Annotated in this window: 20 protein-coding genes and 1 pseudogene; 6 read left to right on the forward strand and 15 right to left on the reverse strand. The window is 61.0% G+C overall.

Annotated elements, in window-relative coordinates:
* Positions 1-77 precede the first annotated feature (77 nt).
* The 15 genes from AWB77_RS30755 to AWB77_RS30820 form a co-directional block, all read right to left on the reverse strand.
* Positions 78-557, reverse strand: coding sequence for a hypothetical protein (locus tag AWB77_RS30755; protein WP_061138262.1), 480 nt, complete (start codon positions 555-557; stop codon positions 78-80).
* 89 nt (positions 558-646) lie between these two features.
* Positions 647-1,480 carry a PRTRC system ThiF family protein gene (locus AWB77_RS30760; protein ID WP_061138263.1) on the reverse strand — a complete coding sequence of 278 codons (834 nt, stop codon included), beginning with the start codon at positions 1,478-1,480 and terminating at the stop codon, positions 647-649.
* Positions 1,477-2,133: a PRTRC system protein A gene (locus AWB77_RS30765; protein ID WP_082852792.1), complete on the reverse strand. Its 657-nt coding sequence runs from the start codon at positions 2,131-2,133 to the stop codon at positions 1,477-1,479. The genes AWB77_RS30760 and AWB77_RS30765 overlap by 4 nt, the downstream gene beginning before the upstream one ends.
* Positions 2,133-2,864 (reverse strand): PRTRC system protein B, encoded by a 732-nt coding sequence (locus AWB77_RS30770; protein ID WP_061138264.1) that lies wholly within the window; start codon positions 2,862-2,864, stop codon positions 2,133-2,135. The genes AWB77_RS30765 and AWB77_RS30770 overlap by 1 nt, the downstream gene beginning before the upstream one ends.
* A 13-nt stretch (positions 2,865-2,877) precedes the next feature.
* Positions 2,878-3,867 (reverse strand): PRTRC system protein F, encoded by a 990-nt coding sequence (locus tag AWB77_RS30775; RefSeq protein WP_061138265.1) that lies wholly within the window; start codon positions 3,865-3,867, stop codon positions 2,878-2,880.
* A 41-nt stretch (positions 3,868-3,908) separates the two neighbouring features.
* Positions 3,909-4,124 (reverse strand): hypothetical protein, encoded by a 216-nt coding sequence (locus tag AWB77_RS37105; protein WP_061138266.1) that lies wholly within the window; start codon positions 4,122-4,124, stop codon positions 3,909-3,911.
* Positions 4,117-4,353 carry a PRTRC system protein C gene (locus AWB77_RS30785; RefSeq protein WP_061138267.1) on the reverse strand — a complete coding sequence of 79 codons (237 nt, stop codon included), beginning with the start codon at positions 4,351-4,353 and terminating at the stop codon, positions 4,117-4,119. The genes AWB77_RS37105 and AWB77_RS30785 overlap by 8 nt, the downstream gene beginning before the upstream one ends.
* 9 nt (positions 4,354-4,362) lie before the next feature.
* Complete coding sequence (locus AWB77_RS30790; protein WP_061138268.1) at positions 4,363-4,842, reverse strand: PRTRC system protein E; 480 nt, start codon at positions 4,840-4,842, stop codon at positions 4,363-4,365.
* An 88-nt stretch (positions 4,843-4,930) separates the two neighbouring features.
* Positions 4,931-6,607 carry a PRTRC system ParB family protein gene (locus AWB77_RS30795; protein WP_061138269.1) on the reverse strand — a complete coding sequence of 559 codons (1,677 nt, stop codon included), beginning with the start codon at positions 6,605-6,607 and terminating at the stop codon, positions 4,931-4,933.
* 176 nt (positions 6,608-6,783) lie between these two features.
* Positions 6,784-7,482, reverse strand: a complete 699-nt coding sequence (locus AWB77_RS30800) for a DUF7673 family protein (RefSeq protein WP_063936587.1) — start codon at positions 7,480-7,482, stop codon at positions 6,784-6,786.
* Positions 7,483-7,858: 376 nt separating this feature from the next.
* Positions 7,859-8,434 (reverse strand): hypothetical protein, encoded by a 576-nt coding sequence (locus tag AWB77_RS30805; RefSeq protein WP_063936588.1) that lies wholly within the window; start codon positions 8,432-8,434, stop codon positions 7,859-7,861.
* Between the two features lie 250 nt (positions 8,435-8,684).
* Complete coding sequence (locus AWB77_RS30810; RefSeq protein WP_061138270.1) at positions 8,685-8,930, reverse strand: hypothetical protein; 246 nt, start codon at positions 8,928-8,930, stop codon at positions 8,685-8,687.
* A complete protein-coding gene (locus AWB77_RS37365) occupies positions 8,931-9,947 on the reverse strand; it encodes a helicase-related protein (protein WP_341845019.1) in 1,017 nt (338 codons plus the stop codon).
* Positions 9,948-10,052: 105 nt separating this feature from the next.
* Entirely contained in the window at positions 10,053-12,050 is a 1,998-nt protein-coding gene (locus tag AWB77_RS37370) for an SNF2-related protein (RefSeq protein ID WP_341845020.1), read from the reverse strand.
* Positions 12,051-12,113: 63 nt separating this feature from the next.
* Positions 12,114-12,908, reverse strand: a complete 795-nt coding sequence (locus AWB77_RS30820; protein ID WP_061138271.1) for a hypothetical protein — start codon at positions 12,906-12,908, stop codon at positions 12,114-12,116.
* Between the two features lie 424 nt (positions 12,909-13,332).
* Here AWB77_RS30820 and AWB77_RS30825 point away from each other — a divergent pair, with 424 nt between their 5' ends.
* From AWB77_RS30825 to AWB77_RS30850, 6 genes and pseudogenes are all read left to right on the forward strand, one after another.
* Positions 13,333-13,779 (forward strand): hypothetical protein, encoded by a 447-nt coding sequence (locus AWB77_RS30825; RefSeq protein ID WP_061138272.1) that lies wholly within the window; start codon positions 13,333-13,335, stop codon positions 13,777-13,779.
* Between the two features lie 34 nt (positions 13,780-13,813).
* On the forward strand, positions 13,814-14,143 hold the full coding sequence (locus AWB77_RS30830) for a hypothetical protein (protein WP_061138273.1): 330 nt from the start codon (positions 13,814-13,816) through the stop codon (positions 14,141-14,143).
* Positions 14,133-15,338: pseudogene (locus tag AWB77_RS30835) on the forward strand (DUF1173 family protein). Before AWB77_RS30830 ends, AWB77_RS30835 begins: the two are co-directional and overlap by 11 nt.
* A gap of 54 nt (positions 15,339-15,392) precedes the next feature.
* Complete coding sequence (locus tag AWB77_RS30840) at positions 15,393-15,902, forward strand: hypothetical protein (RefSeq protein WP_244158711.1); 510 nt, start codon at positions 15,393-15,395, stop codon at positions 15,900-15,902.
* A gap of 8 nt (positions 15,903-15,910) precedes the next feature.
* Complete coding sequence (locus AWB77_RS30845) at positions 15,911-16,210, forward strand: hypothetical protein (protein ID WP_063936589.1); 300 nt, start codon at positions 15,911-15,913, stop codon at positions 16,208-16,210.
* Positions 16,211-16,280: 70 nt separating this feature from the next.
* The gene (locus AWB77_RS30850; RefSeq protein ID WP_061138274.1) at positions 16,281-16,676 is read left to right on the forward strand and encodes a DUF7682 family zinc-binding protein; all 396 of its coding nucleotides are present in this window, start codon (positions 16,281-16,283) and stop codon (positions 16,674-16,676) included.
* Positions 16,677-16,683: the final 7 nt, after the last annotated feature.

The following is a 16,683-nucleotide window of genomic DNA, read 5'->3' on the forward strand; positions in this document are numbered from 1 at the left end:
ACGCGGAGCAGCCCCAACGGGCTGCGTACCCGCTGAGGTAAAAAGAGAACCGCTCCACGGGGGAGCGGCTAATGCTGTTAGCGCAGACGCGGCATAACCGAGAAGGCGGTCAGGCACTGCATGCAGCACATGACAAGGCCGAGCCAGACGCCGAATGCCGCGCCGAATACAGCGCCATGTGCGCCGAACGCGACGCTCGCGCCGATAACCACCGCGACGCCGCGCGCAATGTGCGACATCAGGAAGCGGTTGACGACCCAATCGCACGCACGGGCGAAGAGTCCCGGGCGGGCGCGGTCTCGCTGACAGGCGAGCTGCCATGCGAGCGAAGCCACCAGAACGCCAAGGACCCCGGCCATGATTCGGCCAACGCCCGATGCGTCGTGCAACAAGTGCTCGTAGGCGAACCTGACGGCCATGCCGAGGTAGCCCGCCGGCGGGAGCGTATAGGCGGCCGTTGCGACAACAAAGGCCGCACAGCACCACCAGCGCTCTTGCCACAACGCCGTTGCCACTTTGAGCGGTGCCGAAACTACGATATCAATGTCTTCCGACATTCGAATACTCCTGTGAGGTTGTCGTGCCCGTTGAGCACGAAAAAAAGCCGACCCCTTGCGGAGGTCGGCAGTGATGGAAAAGCGACTGCTTACGCAGCGAGCTTAGCCTTTCGGCTCTTTGTCGCTTTCTTCACAGGCGGCTTCGGGACTTCGTACCCAAAGCGCGCCCAAGCGGTCGCATCCAACGGGATCGGATTCGTGCGCCCCGTTGCGAGGTTCACAAACACGCCCGAGAACGGCACCGCGCCGGTTCGAAGCATGGTCCAGAGCATGTTGAACGCTTGGACCGCGATGGCCTGATTGATGACCAGCGACTGCTTGCGCAGCGCCTCGGCCATCGAACAGGACGGGGTCTCGTCTTTCGCATCGAGCTTCGCGTCGATCAGTTCCGGAAACAACTCGCCCACATGCGGCAGCCGTTCAGGATGTTTCAGCGCGTAGCTCTTGCCACAGACCTGACCGATAACAATTTGCCCGCGATCCGTGTCGTTGCCGCAGTCGAGGTAGTACGCCCCCGTGTGCTGGGCGGCACCAACAATTGCGGCCCGCGCGGCCCGCGTATCGACGCAGCCGATCACGAGATCGACGTTGTAGAGCGGCTCGCCTGGCCCGAAGCGCCGGGTTTCCGCCCGCCAGTTCGTGCCCATCAGTGCGTTTAGCCGGTTGACGATAAGCGAGGCTTTGTACTCGCCCACGTCGTTCGGATAGAAGCCCTGACGGCCGACGTTGGTCGGACTGACGGTGTCGTCATCGAACACGGTGCAGTCGATGCCGCCGGGGTGGCCCAGTTCGAGCATCGCGTGATGCAGCCGCGCCAAGCTCGGGAGCACCGCACTTCCGGTGCCGCCCGCGCCTACAACGACCACATTCCAGCTTCGCTCGAGCATCCGCGAAGGTAGTTGATGTCGGATAGTCCCGTTCATGCAACCTCCTCAGCGCGAGCCGCCGCGTACCAACTGCTCGGCACGCGCTCGACGTTCTCGAAGATGCCTTTGGCGCACAGCCGCATCGCCATACTTGGCACCGACGATGCGCAGTTGCCGAGGACGAAGGCGAACTTCGTCTCGTGTCGGTCATCTTCGTTGTCTGTCGGCGAGAAGTACGCGGGATGCGCGCCATGCGAGTGGCAGTCGATCACGCGTAGTTCGCTCGCGAGAAGCTCCGGCCGCTCATACTTCAGCGAACCGGTGCCCTGCGACAGCACCTTCACAGGCGCCAGACGGAACCGTTTCGTCTCCACATTCCAGACGATCCAGGCACCGGTCTCCAGCGGATGCGCGGCGCGCGCCATTGCAACGAACTCGCCAATCAACTCGGGCGGCACCGCACCACAGCGCAACTCGGTCGATTCGGCTACTTTCCCGTAGGGGATCGCGGTCGGGACCGTGTAGTGCGCAATGCGGCGAACGACCGAGAGCCACGGCAGATCGATTTCTAGGAAGACACCGTTCTCGCCCATCAGCAGCCGCTCACCAGCCGCCTGCATTGGCGCGACCGGCTCACGCCGGGGCACCATGACAGTCGGGAATGAGCGCTGAAGCGCGGCATCGGCAGGATTCAAAGCACCAGCATTCATCATCGAACTCCTTGTTTGCCGGCGATCAGCTCAGCGAGGGTAAGGTCCATAGGGACGAGCGCGTCTTTCGGGAATTGCTCGCCGTACTTGCCGTCGAGCATTTCCTTCCAGAAAGCGAATTCGCCGTTTGCATGCGAAACACGTTTGTTGCCGTGGTTCGGGTGTGTGAAGGCAGATTCGAAGAATCCGTCCTCCCATCCGCCGATCGCCTCGATGTCGATGCGCTTAGGCACATGCGCCGAGCCGATGCAGATCCGTCCCCAGTCCCAGGTGTTAAAGTAAGGCGGTTCGTGCAGCTTCGATTCAGGCGTTGGCCGGCTGTCATCCTGCAGCGCGAACACGGAAAAGCCGCTCGAAGCTGCACGGAACACCAACCCCGGATGCGGGACGACCGCACTGCGCCGCCCGATCTCCTGACAGTCGAAGAACACTCTTCGCATCGCCGGTCTGCACCACCACATCACCGCCTCTTGCGACACCGCGAGCACCGTCTCAGGCAAAAATTCCGCCTTCGGCGCCGCGTTCTGGGCCAGCTCACGCAGGCAATCAACAAGCGCCATGCGGTCGATCGGCCTTCCGGCTCCAATCGTCGCCCGGCCGCTCTTACCCTGCGTCACCGGATGAACGGTGCCGTAGACTGCGCTGCGATCTTGATGACGGCCGTACAGCAAGATGGCGCTGGTCGCCGCGAGCTCGTCGACGCGGTCGGAGCCAATATCAAGCCCTTTCATATAAAACTCCTAGTTATGCCGCGAGACACGCGATGACGCGGTCGAGTTGGCCAAGAATGGATAAGCCCTGCGACCAGTCCGCGTACTGCTTACGGATGGCGTCAGGCGTAGAGGCAAGCGGCGTAAAGCCGAGGTAGGTCGTGCCGTCGCCGGCGCTGGCGAGGTACTCGTAGTGCGAATCGAGTACTTCACCCACACGCCCGTCGTTCTGCACGGTGAGCGTGGCGGCCGCATACGCGCAGCGGGGCCGATACTCGCAACCAAAGAGGTCGCGATTGCCCACCCGCTGCAGCATGAGCGAGAGCTGTTCGAGCTCAGCACAGATGCGCCGCGTGCGCCCGGAGGTAAAGCGCTGAAGCCGCCTGAGCGCAGCCACGCCAAGAGCATGTAGCGGTCGATGGCTTAGGCTTTTCGAATGCCACCGGTAGACGTCCATGTCGTCGGGACAAAGCTGCGGACGTACAACGGAAGGGAGGTAATGCTCGATCTCCGCCTCGTCATCGCCGAACCGGTCCGTCAGCATCTCGCGCGCGTCCTCATCGGTTGCGTTCGAGTCGCCGTCCCAAAACCACGAGGCAAATTCCCCAAGGAACTCGTCCGGCGTCCGGATCCACATCGTGCGTCCCGCTGCTCGATTGATCAGCACCATCGCCGTAGACACTAACCGCGGATGAACATTGCGAAGTTCGGCGGCACGCCTGCCGATCTCGAAGATGCTCTCCTCCGTTATCTCGATGCCGAGATACACGGGCGAGGTGGGATTGAAGTCGCTGCTGTCCTCCTGATACTGGACAACGTCTTGCACCGCCTGTACGTCGCACAGTACGAAGTCGAAACCGAGGCAGTCCAGACGCGGCGTATGACGCTTGGCCCACGCAAAGAACCCGTGGGCAAGCGCGTCCCCCGCGCCTTTGAACTCCGGTACGTCGCGCGGCCTCAGCACGCGCGAGTTGAACTGGGCGGAGATGAGACCGGCGACATCCTTTTCGGCTTGCCAACGCATCACTGCGCGCGTTTTGACGTCCGAGCCGATGGCCGGCAGGCTTAGAAAATCATTGGGAGGTCGACGTCGGGCAACGGGAGCGCATCGCGATTGCCAAGACTCTCCCGAGACAGCGACTTCTGCACCAGACGGGCGAGGATCGAAGTACATTGCTCGATCTCCTTGTCATGAAAAAAAACCGCCCTTCCGGGCGGTTGCTGATGAGAAAGAGCCAAGTCCGGATCGGACAGGGCTTTGAGGAGGTCGCGCTTACGCATGGACGCTGCAGGGCATAACCGCACCCTTGGCACCGGCTGCTCGCACGAACGTGAAGCGCATCACATCGCCTTCCGTCGTCGGTCCGTCGATCGCCGCGGTCGTCAGCTCCGGATACTGCGCGGAGTAGAGATCGCGGACATCGTCGGGCGAGAAGGTCGGCCCCGGATCGGGGAACGTCACGCCGTTGTAGACGAACTCGCGCGTGAGCTTCGCAACTTGGATAGCCATGTCTGCTCCTTAGTCGAAAAGCGATGCGAGGTTGGTCCCGGTGCTAGCCGGTTCCGCCGATGCTTCCGATGCGGGCGATGCGTTCGGGGCGGTGCTCTGCCCTTCAGCATCGGCACTTCCATCGTCATCATCGTTGTCCGCGTCGGTGCTCGATCTTCCAGGCGCCGGCAATGCCGGCTTGCTTCCGCCCTTAGCCAGCGTCTTGGTCGCTTTGGAGACTTGCGTCGTCTTGGCGGCTTCGAGGATGGCGGTGGTCGCAGCAACCTGCTCGGCGAGCGACGCGTGCGCGCCCGTATAGGCCGCGAGCGCGTCGACGAAGCCCGCGTCGAGTTCAGCCGCCATCGCGGTGAGCGCGAGCGGCTGAAGCATGGCGGCGTCTTTTGCCGTGCCTTGCGGCATAACGCAGACAACCATCTCGTCGCCCTTCATCTGCAAGGACAACGTGAGCTTCGTGCAGTGACGCAGAAGCGGTTCAATAGCTGCAAACATGAAAAACTCCTGAGGAATATAAAAAGACCGCGCGGAGGCGGTCTATAAAGGGATGTCAATCACGATCGATGCACGGGCGAGCCGCGCGTTAGAACTTGAGCACCTTCGGGATCTTGCCCGCGTAGTCGAAGCCTTCGACCGCCAAAAGCGCGTCGATGACCTCGGACTTGGACTTGCCGAAGACTTTCTTGAAGTTGTCGCCGAGCGCGGCACGAATGCCCAACTCGTCAGCGACCACCATCATTTCCGACTTCGTGATCAACTCCAGAAACTCCTTGCAGAGCTTCCAGTGCTTCGCGAGATCGAGGTGATGGTGCTTACACAGACGCGTGAGGTGCTGGACGTCAAGGCCTTGAATTGCAGCGACCGTCACGCCGGTTACGGCATGAGCGATTTGCGCGTCGTCGGCAGCGGTCGATGCCGCAGCCGCTTTCGAGACGTCGCCAGCCGCGATCTGCTCTTGCGTGAGCTTTTCCCAGATGCCAGACAGCGTCTTCTGATCGACGCAGCGCATCTGGTCGGACAGTGCGATCGCAACGAGGTATCGCTGAGCCAACTCGGGATCGGCTCGCACCTCGCGGCGCAGGGCTTTACGCCACAACGCCACGCGATACGCTTTGATCCGATCCGACTCAGCCACCACCGTCGCCGGCGGATTGCTTGTCGTCGATGCCGCGGACGAACCGGCCGCTCCCTTCGCTGCTGCAGGCGACGCTTTCGCGCCCGCCTTGGCTGCTTCGGGCTTCGGCTGCGTCGCGGCTTTCACCGCCTGCAACTGCGCTGCCACCTTCTTCATGTTGCAGACGGTGTCAAAGCACTGGCCGCGATAGACCTTGCCGATCGAGTCAGGCAGGCCGCTCACCGCCGCGCCGTAGTTCTGGCACGCGTGACACGCCTTCGCCTGCTCTTCACCGACGCCCTTCGGACCGTCGACAGCGAGCTGCACGCGGGTGTGGTTGTCGCCAGCACGCACGATGCGCACGACCGGATATTCGTCGCGCAGGCCGGTGGCCGTCGCTTCGAGCATCTTTTCGGTCTTCTCGTTGTAGCAGGTGCGGTTGGTGCAGTTGCCCGTACCGATGGACTCGCCGAACATCTCGCCCTGCGTGGACGAGTTGTGCGGGCATCCGGCGCAGTCGGCCTTGTCGAAGATCGCGGCCGCCAACGAACAGGCGACCTGTTCGATGGTTTTCTTGACCTCAGCGACCGCCTTGCCTTCCTTGATGATGACCGGCAGCAACTTGTCCTGCGTCTCTTTGGGAAGCGCAGCCAGCAGCTCGGCGTGACCGAGCAGGATCTGGCGCGTGCTGAGCGCATCGAGCACGGGAGTGCTGCAGTTCATCAGCGCGAGACGCTTATCCAGCGTCGCACGCGACCAGCCGAAGATGCGCGCGACTTCGTCGCGATCGCCTTTGCACAGCCCGACTTGCTCGGCTGCGGCAATGGCTTCTTCGGCGGGCGACATGTCGGCTCGCTGGATGTTTTCGATGATGGCGAGTTGCTTCGCTTCGATCTCATCGATGTCTCGAACGACGACCGGAATTTCATAGTCTTCGCCGTGCGCCGCGAGTGCCGCCTTGTATCTGCGGCCACCAGCGACGAGGCTGAAGCCGCCGTCAGCGAGCGTGCGCACGATGACAGGCTGGATGACGCCCTTTTCGCGCACAGACGCGGTCAGCTCTTCCATCTCCGCCGCATCGAAGTACTTGCGGGGATTGACGCTGACCTGAATTTGCTTGAGGGCGAGAGTAGGTTGCTGTTGCATGGCAGGGCTCCTGAGAGGGAACCTGCCCCCTTTGGGAGTGGTTCCCAAAGGGTTGAACAACGTGGACTGACAAAAGTCAGCGCGGGGTCGATGCGTCTATGACGCGGGTGATGGAGTAAAGATAGCGTTTAAATTGCGGGCACGCTGCGCGAAAGCTCACGAATTCATGCCGTCTTTCACAACCACGCAGGTCGAGTTTCTTTCTCGTCGGCATCTAACGGCTTCCCCCGTGTCCACGCAAGGCGATGGACTGCGACGAGGTCCGCAGCTAGCCGCTCGGAGTCGGCCGCCGACAGCGCGAGGCCCAGCGAGCGGACATCGTCGACGCCAACCGCGACTTTGACGAACAAGGTCACGTCCCGATAGCCCGGCGCGTCTAGCTTGTTTTCATACTGACAGGAATGCACCACGTCGTCGTCGGGCAGCGGCGTGTGCGTTGGCTCATCAGACAGCCCCCATCGTCTGATCATCGCCAGCCAGCGCGTTTCGCCATTGGGAAAGTAGCGTTGCACTTCCGTCGCGTGCCGCCTGTCCAGCCGCAGCACCTGAAGGCAATGCTCCAGCAAATCGTCATCGAGTCGGCGAAAGTCAGGGAGGCTGAAGGGGAAGTCGTCGCCGTTGTAGAGGCCTGCTAGGAACTGGGCAGCCACGCGCGCCTGTCGAGAGTTGCCCTCCGCTACGTCGAGGAGATGCGCAAGCGAATCCAGGCTCGCATCGCGATTCTGCGCGCGTATTTCGGCCGCCCGCTGCGCGGGGGTCGTTCCGCCCGCCGCTCTCGCGAAGAAATCGTCAACGGTCTCTTGGAGTGCTTCGGCTAAATGCGTCGGGACGGTGAAGGCGATGGATCGGCTGCTGGGTCTTGGCGGATTACTCATTGCATTGTGGTGGCATGACGGACGCTCGAATTTGCGTCTGTCCGCATGATGCCATGAGCGAAAAAATGCGCCGGCAGAACGCCGGCGCCCAAAGCCAGTCGGCGCAGAACCGGGGGACGCCAAACCGCGAACGGAGCGTATAACTTTAAGGGCCAAATAACGCGGTGCAACCAACGCTCGCGCCCACGATGGCGAAAACACCCCGGCGCGTGGCCGAACCGTCATTAGGTCTCGGGGACCGGCCGAATGAAAGGTTCTTCGCAGACTTCTGGTGGATCGTTCGTTGGCTTTACCCGGCCATGAACGGTCAGTCGGCTTGAGCATCCGAATTGTTCACAATCGCTCGCGTTGACCAAGGTCGACGCACCAATGGCCGTCAGGAGGAGACACACCATTCGTGGAACCGTTCGAATACCCGGAAACCAACGTAATCGAGTTTTCGCTTGTACAGCCAACGGTAGTAGCAATTCCAGTAACTGATCATTCGATCATGCGTGCGTTTCATGAAAACTGCGTTTTCCCTGAAAAACGCGCCGTAAACGCATCGATCCATGGATGGCAAGTTCGCTTCAATCTCAGCGAGGATTTCAATTACATACTCGCCGCAAAGGTGCACAATGAAAGGCGCAATCCAAGGCTCGGGTGAAGTGGCCAGCCGCCCGATATGGCGCTGGCGCACATGTCCGTCAAGATGCCTCGTCAGCACGCAAGCATAGATGGCCGCTTGAGCCGAGTTCAGTTGAGGGAATAGCGTGTCATCGGATTCGTGGTGAATTCGATACGGGATGTTGAGCGATTCGCCTCGAACAACGACAGCCGCCCCGGGATGAGTCGCAGTGCTGGGTCGAATCAAATCCGTGACGACGGTCACTTCGGAGCAAAGCACTTCGGGAAAGGCAGTCAGCAATGGGCTGCTTTGAACTCCGTTATTCGCTGCCCGGGTGTTTGCCATAAAATTTCGCCGTCAACGCAAATTAAGCAATTGTGTCATACGTAGACCGACGGTCGGTGGTGCCCGCGAATGTCCGTATTGGGTTTCTGGGAGTGTCCCTTCAGGGTCGCATACAGCCCTTCTCCGAGAACCCAGTTACGAACTCTCGGGCGACGACAACTCGATCGCCGAAGGCAAAAAAAACCCGGCTCGAAAGCCGGGTTGTGACTAAATGATCGAGACGAGCGCCACCTAAGGGCGTCGCTACGTCTTATGCCGCGCCAGTCGTGGGCAACATAGGTCGAGACAGCAAGGTTGTGACCGCGCCCGCCAACGTCCACTCGCCAAACTGCTGCTCATGGCTTTCATGAACGAGGCGGTCAAGGCACAGCACCTCGACGCCATCAACTTGTACCTTGCCGAGGACGTTCGCCAGCACCGCACGATTGGAGCCTTCACGTTTAACCGTGACGACGCCCTCCCCTACCACCACATACACGTTTGAGTCTTTCGGCATTTACGCTGCCTCCTTCAAAAGTTTGCGCATGTCACCGGACGTTTCCGCCGACAGCAATGCGAGGTCATCAACGAAGCGATCCAGCAGAGAATCCATGTGCAAGAAGGTCTCGTCTTCCAGTTCCGGCGTTGCCCAGTCCAGCCCCGCCTGCGTCGCATCACGCTTGTGCGCGACCATTTGGTCCTGATACTCGTCGATGCTGCCCGGCAAGTGGAAATACAGCACCTTCAACACGCCCTTCCGGTTCCATCGCAGCGCGCGCCGCATCGCCTGATACTCGATGCGCCACGTCCACGAACGGTCGTAGAAGAGGATGTAGTCGGCGTTCGGCAGGTTGTAACCGGCGCGGCCCGATGCCTTCGTGGCCATCAGCCCGGTTGCCAGTCCGCCCAAGAAGCGCTTGTCCTTATCGGCCACGCGACGCTTGATCGGGATCTCGCCATGAAACGGGACCGTCTGCACCCCATGCGCATCCAGCTCGCGCGCCAGAAGATCGAGCACGCCCGGGTTTTCGGCGAACACGATTGCTTGCTTGCCTTCGGCCGCAATCGCTCTCATCCGGGCCACGATCGCGCGTTGCTTGCTCGTCAGCCCGCCGATGTACTCCACGCCCTCCATCCCGAACTGCGGGTAGTTGGCAGAGAAGTGAACCGCGCGGATACGAGCGAGGATCGTCACGAGGTTGCACGCCTTCTTGTCATCGCGTGATGAGCGATACCAATCGGCGAACTCGTCAGCGGCGCGTAGGTACGCGGCCAGATGCCCGCGATCCCAGTCGACCGTTTCCACCTCAAACTGCGGCGGCTCGATCTGGATGTAGCGCGACACCTCAGGCTCGGCGACCAGCCGACGCTTGATATGTGGCGCGAGCATCGCCCGGTACAGGTGCAGGTTGCCGATCTTGGGCACCTCGCGCTTCGCCCCGTCCTGCAGGCTCTCCGCGAACTGCCACGTCACCCACTCCAGCACCACGAAGTCATCCCTGAATCGATCGACGCCGCGCATCGCGTATTCCACCGAGTTGATCCAGTTCTGCTCGAGATAGCCGACGCGGTAGCCGTAAGGCTGCGCTGCCGTTCCGTCACCACCGGAAAACGCGATTAGACCAAACGCATCTCTCGGTTAGTTCGGGATGGGACTTCCCGTCAAAACGAACCGTCGCCGCGCCGAAAGCTGCCAAAGCGCGCGGCTCTGATCGCTCGTAGGGTTGGCGAGGCGCTCGCCTTCGTCGGCCACCAGCAGGCCGATGCGACGCCGCAGTCGATGCGCATATGTCACGCGCGCAGATGCGGCTTTGTCCACCGGCATACGCAGGCGCTCATACGAGATGAGGTTGATTTGCCGCAGGTCACCAAGGTCCGCCGCCGATTCGATTACCTTCACCTGATCGGCCGCGATCGGCAACTGGCCGATCTCCTTCAACATCTCCTCGATGAGCCGGGACTCAACGACGATGAGGCCGTGCTTCGCACCGGAGACGAGGATCAGCGCCAACGCGAGCCGGGACTTGCCGCAGCCCTGCTCCCACGCAACGACGCAACCGGTCGGCTTCAACAGCGTTTCAACTAGATCATCGACCTGAAACTCCCAGTCGAGCCACTGATCGACGCCGAGCGCCTTCACGCGCGAGCGCAACGCCGCTGCTTGGTCGGGAAAGCGCGCGCACAGACCTTCGTGCACCACTTCCCACCCCTCGCTGACGTTCTCGACCGCGAACCGCGCATTGAGCTCGTCAACAGACAGGTGGTACCAGACGCCATGCAGCTCGTATCGGTACCGCCCGTCGGCTTCGCGATCAAACTGGACCTCGTCGCCCGCTTTGATTAGCGGACTGGCCCAGCGCGTCGCGTCGACCTTGTGGGTCTCCTTGGCGATGCCCGACACCTGATCTCGCGATCCAGCGCCGGTCGTCCATGCGACGTGCCTCAGCGGTATTGCTTGGCGCGCGCTACGCCGCATGCGTCTGCGGAAGTGCTCCATGAAGCCGGGCGCGAGTTGCGGGTTGCCACCGACGCTGCCGATTCGATCGAGCAACTGACCAAAGGCCGCGACCGGATCGTCTTGCACCAGATACGTCTCCATATCTAGCAAGCCTTGCCCGGAGTAACGGAAGCCACGCGGCAGCCGGTGGCCGTCGCGCGAGTAGATGCGCTTCACGAGAACGGTGTTGAGCACCATCGCTTCGTTGAAGCCACACGCAAAGGACAAGCGAATGCGCCGGCCATCGTGTGACACCATGACTGACTTGTCTCCCGTGACGGCACGCGTGATGAACGGCACGCTGTCATCGAGCTTCTGCAGTCGCAACCGAGCTTCCCCGAAGGAACGATCCTCGAAGTGCAGCCCGATATCCGGGCCTGGCTTCGCCAGATCGTCGACGACCGCCCGCACGAAGTCAGAGGGACGATCGCGATAACGGTCAAACACCACCACGGCCGTGCGCACGTTCGCGCCTTCGAGCTTGAACGCGTCGCCTGGAAGTTCGAACAGGCCAGCCGCGCGGCGCTTCGAGCGGTCGCCCTGCTCGCCCGCGATCATCGACTCGGCGGTCGTGATCGGCAGGAGCGCGACGACGATGTTCGCCGCCTCCAGCGCCTGATGCACGGCGTAGTTGTGACTCAACGCGCTGGTGCGCGCGCCGTACCGGCCCCACGTCGTGCATTCCAGCGTCTGCAGATGCGGCGACTCGAGATGGATTGAGAACGGCGGATTGATCAGTGCGATATCGAAGCGCGCCGGATGGATGTCTTCCATACCGGCTTGCCGGAACTCGCAATGAAACCCTACGTCCTCAAACACCTTCTGGCACTGCTGGATCACGTCAGCGTGGACGTCGACGCCGTACACGGCATGGCGTTCCGGGTCTGCGTACTGAAGCAGCCGGCCGGAACCAACCGAGTTATCCAGGATTCGGATAAGCCGATTGACCTTCCAGCCGCTCACGAAGCTCCACATAAACGCCGCAATGGCGTCCGGTGTGAAGAATTGCCCGAGGTGCTGACGCCGTGCCGCTGCCAGTTCGCCCTGATGGGCGATCGACGGCGCCTGCGATCCCAAACTTCTGATTGCGCGCAACGGCTCATACCAGTCCCGCTCAAACGAAAACAAATCTCTCTGCATGAATTGCCTCTAGAAAAGAAAAGACCCGCCGAAGCGGGTCGAAAGGAGAAAGCGGTGGACGCCTTAGTACCGGTCGCGGGAGGCGAGATACTCAGCCCCAAACTCACTAATGAAGAGGGACAATGCGTCGCCCACGTCGTGAGCGAACTTGAACTGCCATTTGTCGTTGAACAGCACGATCTCCAGCCCCGTGAACGACAGCTTCTCGCGAGTGGAGAACGTCAGTCGGTGAACGCTGAAGTTGCGCAGTTGCATCGCAAGCGCGCCGAACTGATGCTTCTTCGCGAAGGTCGCCAAGCCGTCGAAGGTTGTGGCGACCGCCTGCTGAGAGGAGTAATAGACCTCGCGTTGCCCCTTCGAATGGAAGCACGACTGGGAGGTGACGCGCTTTTCGAGAATCACCGCGCTGCTGGTGCGCTTGATCTCGGTATCGGGCTTGAGCCAGAAGCCGTTGATGATGGCCTTGGCTGCCTGCTCGAACGCAACGCGCTCGCCAGCTTCACCACCGAACGTTCGCTCGAGGTGTTGCCAGAAGCCGTCCAAGTCAGGGATCTTGTTTTTCCTCAGATCCTCTTCGATATCGAGACCGCATCGGTCGAGTTCGCGACTCTGGTCGATCTCGATTCTGCCGCCGGCGGGCGCGAACTTGCGGCTTGCCTCCATCACAAGCCGAGACAGCACCCTACGACAGAACGTGTTGAGCTCGCGTTCGACCTTGTATTCGCTGCGCACTTCCATCGCCGAATACTCGGTCAGCCCGTCTGCGAAGACATCGCGCTCCGCCTGAACGACAGCGTGATATGCCACGGCTGCTGCCGCTTGGGCCGTCTTGAACTGCTCGATCAATTGCGTGTACATGCGTTGCTCCAAGAAATGAGCAGGCGCACGCCCGCAAAGGGGACGTGCCCCTGCGGGTTGAAAAAGGAGATTGATTGCGCGGTGAGCTTGCTAGGCGCCGCATCGTCGATGCGCTAGAAGCGCGGGTGATACTGCAACAGTACATGCACGAGGTTCCGCCGCTGACACGAAAGGCGATCTTTTCATGGTGCCTTTCGTGCTCAGGCTAGGAAACCTTATCCACAGTTTCTGTGGCTAACCTTGGGGATAACCTCAGCCGCCGCCCGCCGTTGGCGATATATCTACGGTTGGCGGAAAACGCGCAAGCGCGCATGCTCCTCAAAAGGCGCAACGATTTCGGTCCCTTTCGCCGGTCCGCCGCTGGCCTGCTGAGATCAGAATTTCGAGGTGCACGCGCGTGCGTGCAATCCCTTCGAGCACGTCCATGAAAGTAAGTCACATTGCGACCATCGCGTTCCTTAGTGCCTCAGCCATCGGCATGACCGGAGCGGTCAGCGTTGTCGCGCGCCAGTTCACGATCGAACGCTCAGCCGTTCAGGTCGTCGTTGATACAAGCATCGCCGCACGACTTCAGGGCTTGTCCGACGCGATGGAACACGTCCCGGCCGCTGGCCGTCCGTCGCTGCTGTCTAAATACGGCTTCAGGGACGAGACGGCGCTTGCTGCAGCCCTAGCAGCGCAGCGACGTGACCTGGACTCAGCAGAAAGACTGCGCGCTGCGGAACTCGCTGCCAACGAAAAGCGATTAGCCGCTTTGCTGGCGGCATGCGGCTTTAGTGCGATCGTCGCCATCATGGGGGCCGTTGCGCTCTACGACGCGCACGTGGCTCGCGGCCGAGTCACGCGCGAAGCCAATGCCATTGCCGCCTAGCGCCGTGCGACCAATCTCGCCTTATCAAAACAAGATGAATCTGATCGTTGTTAGCTTCGAGGACTTCACGAAGGACCCCGCCGGCGCGCGTGCTGACTCTGTACCGTCTCCTGGCTTCCCCGACAGCTGGATCGACGCGCTCGTCGGAACCGGCTCCGTCTTTTCGCGCGACGAAGCCGCGCCCGGCGCTGTAAAGACGATCGGCCTTCGCTTTCCGAGCGGCGAGCACGCCGAGCAGTTTTGCCTAAGCGTACGCAAAGTGGCCAATCTCCTCGGGACCCGGGCACACATCCACAAGGTTCCTGCCAATCAGGTGGACCTCACACTGAGCGAGGCCTCAAGACATCGTGCAAGTGTCATTTGACGGACTCACAGTCTCACTCGAAGACGTTCAAGACAACCCGGCGCGGTACGCACGCCATCTCGAACGCGCAAAGAAGTCACCGGGCTACTCTGTGTGCCGTTGCCAGGAGCGCGTCGCGGGCAGACTTTTGCGCCTCGTTGTGCGACGCTACGGCGCGCTTTTTCATCTCGCAAGATGGCCTGACGACGGGCCAAACCACGACGAGATCTCATGTCCCTTTTATGCCGCGGCGCCCATCAAAGATGGAAGAACGCCCGACGCCCTCAGTGCGATTCAGCAAACGCCCGCAGGGCTGAACGTCAAGCTCGACGCCTCGCTATCTGTTCGAACGCTCGAACGGTCGATACGCGCTGAAGGCGGCTCCTCGCTCACCACCACAACTCGCCGCGCCGCGCCGCTCCTTGGGTTTCTGCAACGCGTTTGGCTCGAGGCCAATTTGCACGTCTGGCAAGGAGGTTCTACGCGCGGTTAGGGTCAGTGCAACGCACAGCTCGTGGCCGCTCTGGGCGATGGCAAGCTTAACGGTAAGCCCATCCACGAGGTCTTGCATGTCATGCGTCGACATGACGAGAGCCAAGCGCAATCCATTGTCGCCGAGTTCAACGCGTTCCTAGACGAGATCACGACCACACCCCACGCTTCTCAACGCCGATTGGTGCTCGGCGAGCTCCGCGGCCTGGTGGCCTCGAAGTACGGCTTCGTCGTCGCGCTGCGCCAAACGAAGCGCACATTCTTCGCCTCAACACCCGTTATCGAATCGGCCGCCGCGTCGTTCAGGTCCGCCTGGGCGATGACGGGTGACCCTAGCGCGCGCGTCGTGATTCTCGCCTTGGTCGAGCGGACAAGGGACGGGAATCTTCGGATCATCGACCTTGCGCTGCAACTGTGCAGCAGCAGTTTCGTTCCCTGCGATTCGAGCTATGAGGTGGAAATGGCCAACCGGCTCGTTGCCGAGCGCCGACGTTTCATCAAGCCTTTGCGGCTCGAGGCCGGCGACGTCATGCTGCCCGACTTTCAACTGACCGATACCCGACAGCCGACGGCAATCGAAATTTATGGGATGCAAGGCAATGAGCAATACCTTGCCCGCAAGAAAGAGAAACAGGCGCTGTACGCGCGCGACGCAAAACCGTGTGTTGAGTGGATACCGCCGGCCGACCTTGCGTCAGTACGGCTTCCTAAGCCGTTGACTTGACGGTCGCTGCTTCTAGGATACTTTGAGCGCATCCGCCACTGCTGAACAAATGATATGGCCTCGAACTCGTTCTTTTTAAATCGTGCAGTCGCGCGTAACGCCGACTGGCAAGTGAATTACCCCGCGCTCGCGATGGCAAGCACCATCGACGCGGTCGACGAACGACGCAAGCAGATCGTCGTTGCTGCTGCGGACGAAACGTCCCTGCGCGCGGTGTTCTTCAGTTCCCTCGGTGCAATCCTCGACTTCCACGCAACTTGGGACGAACTGGAGCGGTCAGGCAAGGGATGGCTCGCTTTCACGATACGCTGGAACCGGTGGTGGCTGCCCAACGTTGATCACGTTAAATGGCTAGAGCAGCACGCGTTCGCGCCAACCGACCTTCGCTTCGCGAATCGGGACCAGGGAGTCGCCGCCGGTGATAGCGCGTCTTTTCGCCGATTCCTCGATGTCGTTGAACTCCGCTATCGCCGCGACCCAGCCATCTCCAGCGTCCTGTTCGCGCCCAACGCCATTGCAGCCGTCGAGACTTCGCCAATCAATACAGCCATGCGTCATTCATAAGACCGTCAATGCGCAAGGTCATTCCCTTCGGCAGGCGAGCCGTCGCTCCTGACACGCCCCGCGATGTTAAGGCCAAGTGTGCACACCGAAATCTTCGACTCGTCGAACAGAGCGATATCGTCATGTGCGCCGTTTGTCACGTCACGCTCAGTCCTATTTGGGCGCTGTCGATGCTGTCCGAGCAGTATGCATTTGCGATGGCTCACGTCGACCGGCTCAAATCTCGAATCGAGCTCGCCGACGCTCGGATCCTAGAGTTATCGCAGGCACTCGATGCGATGTTGCCGGGCGAAAAGAAGCCTGAATAAGTCGTCTACCGACACTTGACCAACCGTCGAACAGTGGTGCAATAGATCGCCAACGACTCAGGAGTGCACCATGAAACGAACCTTCGAATGCGGCCACAGCGGCAAGGGCAAGTACTGCCACGCGTGCGCGGCTGAAGAGAAGCAGAAGGCTGAGCGCCGTCTCGCGCTCGAAAAGAAGCGCGCTGCGAAGCGAGTCCTGACCACCGACGATCCGATCGACCTGTCCATGGTGCGACACCTTTCGGCCGTACAACGAGAGGCAAGAGACCTGCTCGCAAAGGTCAGTAGCGGCGTGCATCCATTTTCACTCGACGGAAAGTTCATCAAGTCCTCGGCAGGCAAGCTGGTTTCCGTGCCGGTTGGCCGATCCTATCGCCTGCTCTTTGACGCACCATCGCTCGCGCCGCTACGCCTCGTCAGTCACGAAGACTACAATGGGATTGCGGCGAATCGCGTAGCGGCATGACGTCCCT

It is taken from the genome of Caballeronia fortuita (assembly GCF_001544835.2).
GTDB classification, from domain to species: Bacteria; Pseudomonadota; Gammaproteobacteria; order Burkholderiales; family Burkholderiaceae; genus Caballeronia; species Caballeronia fortuita.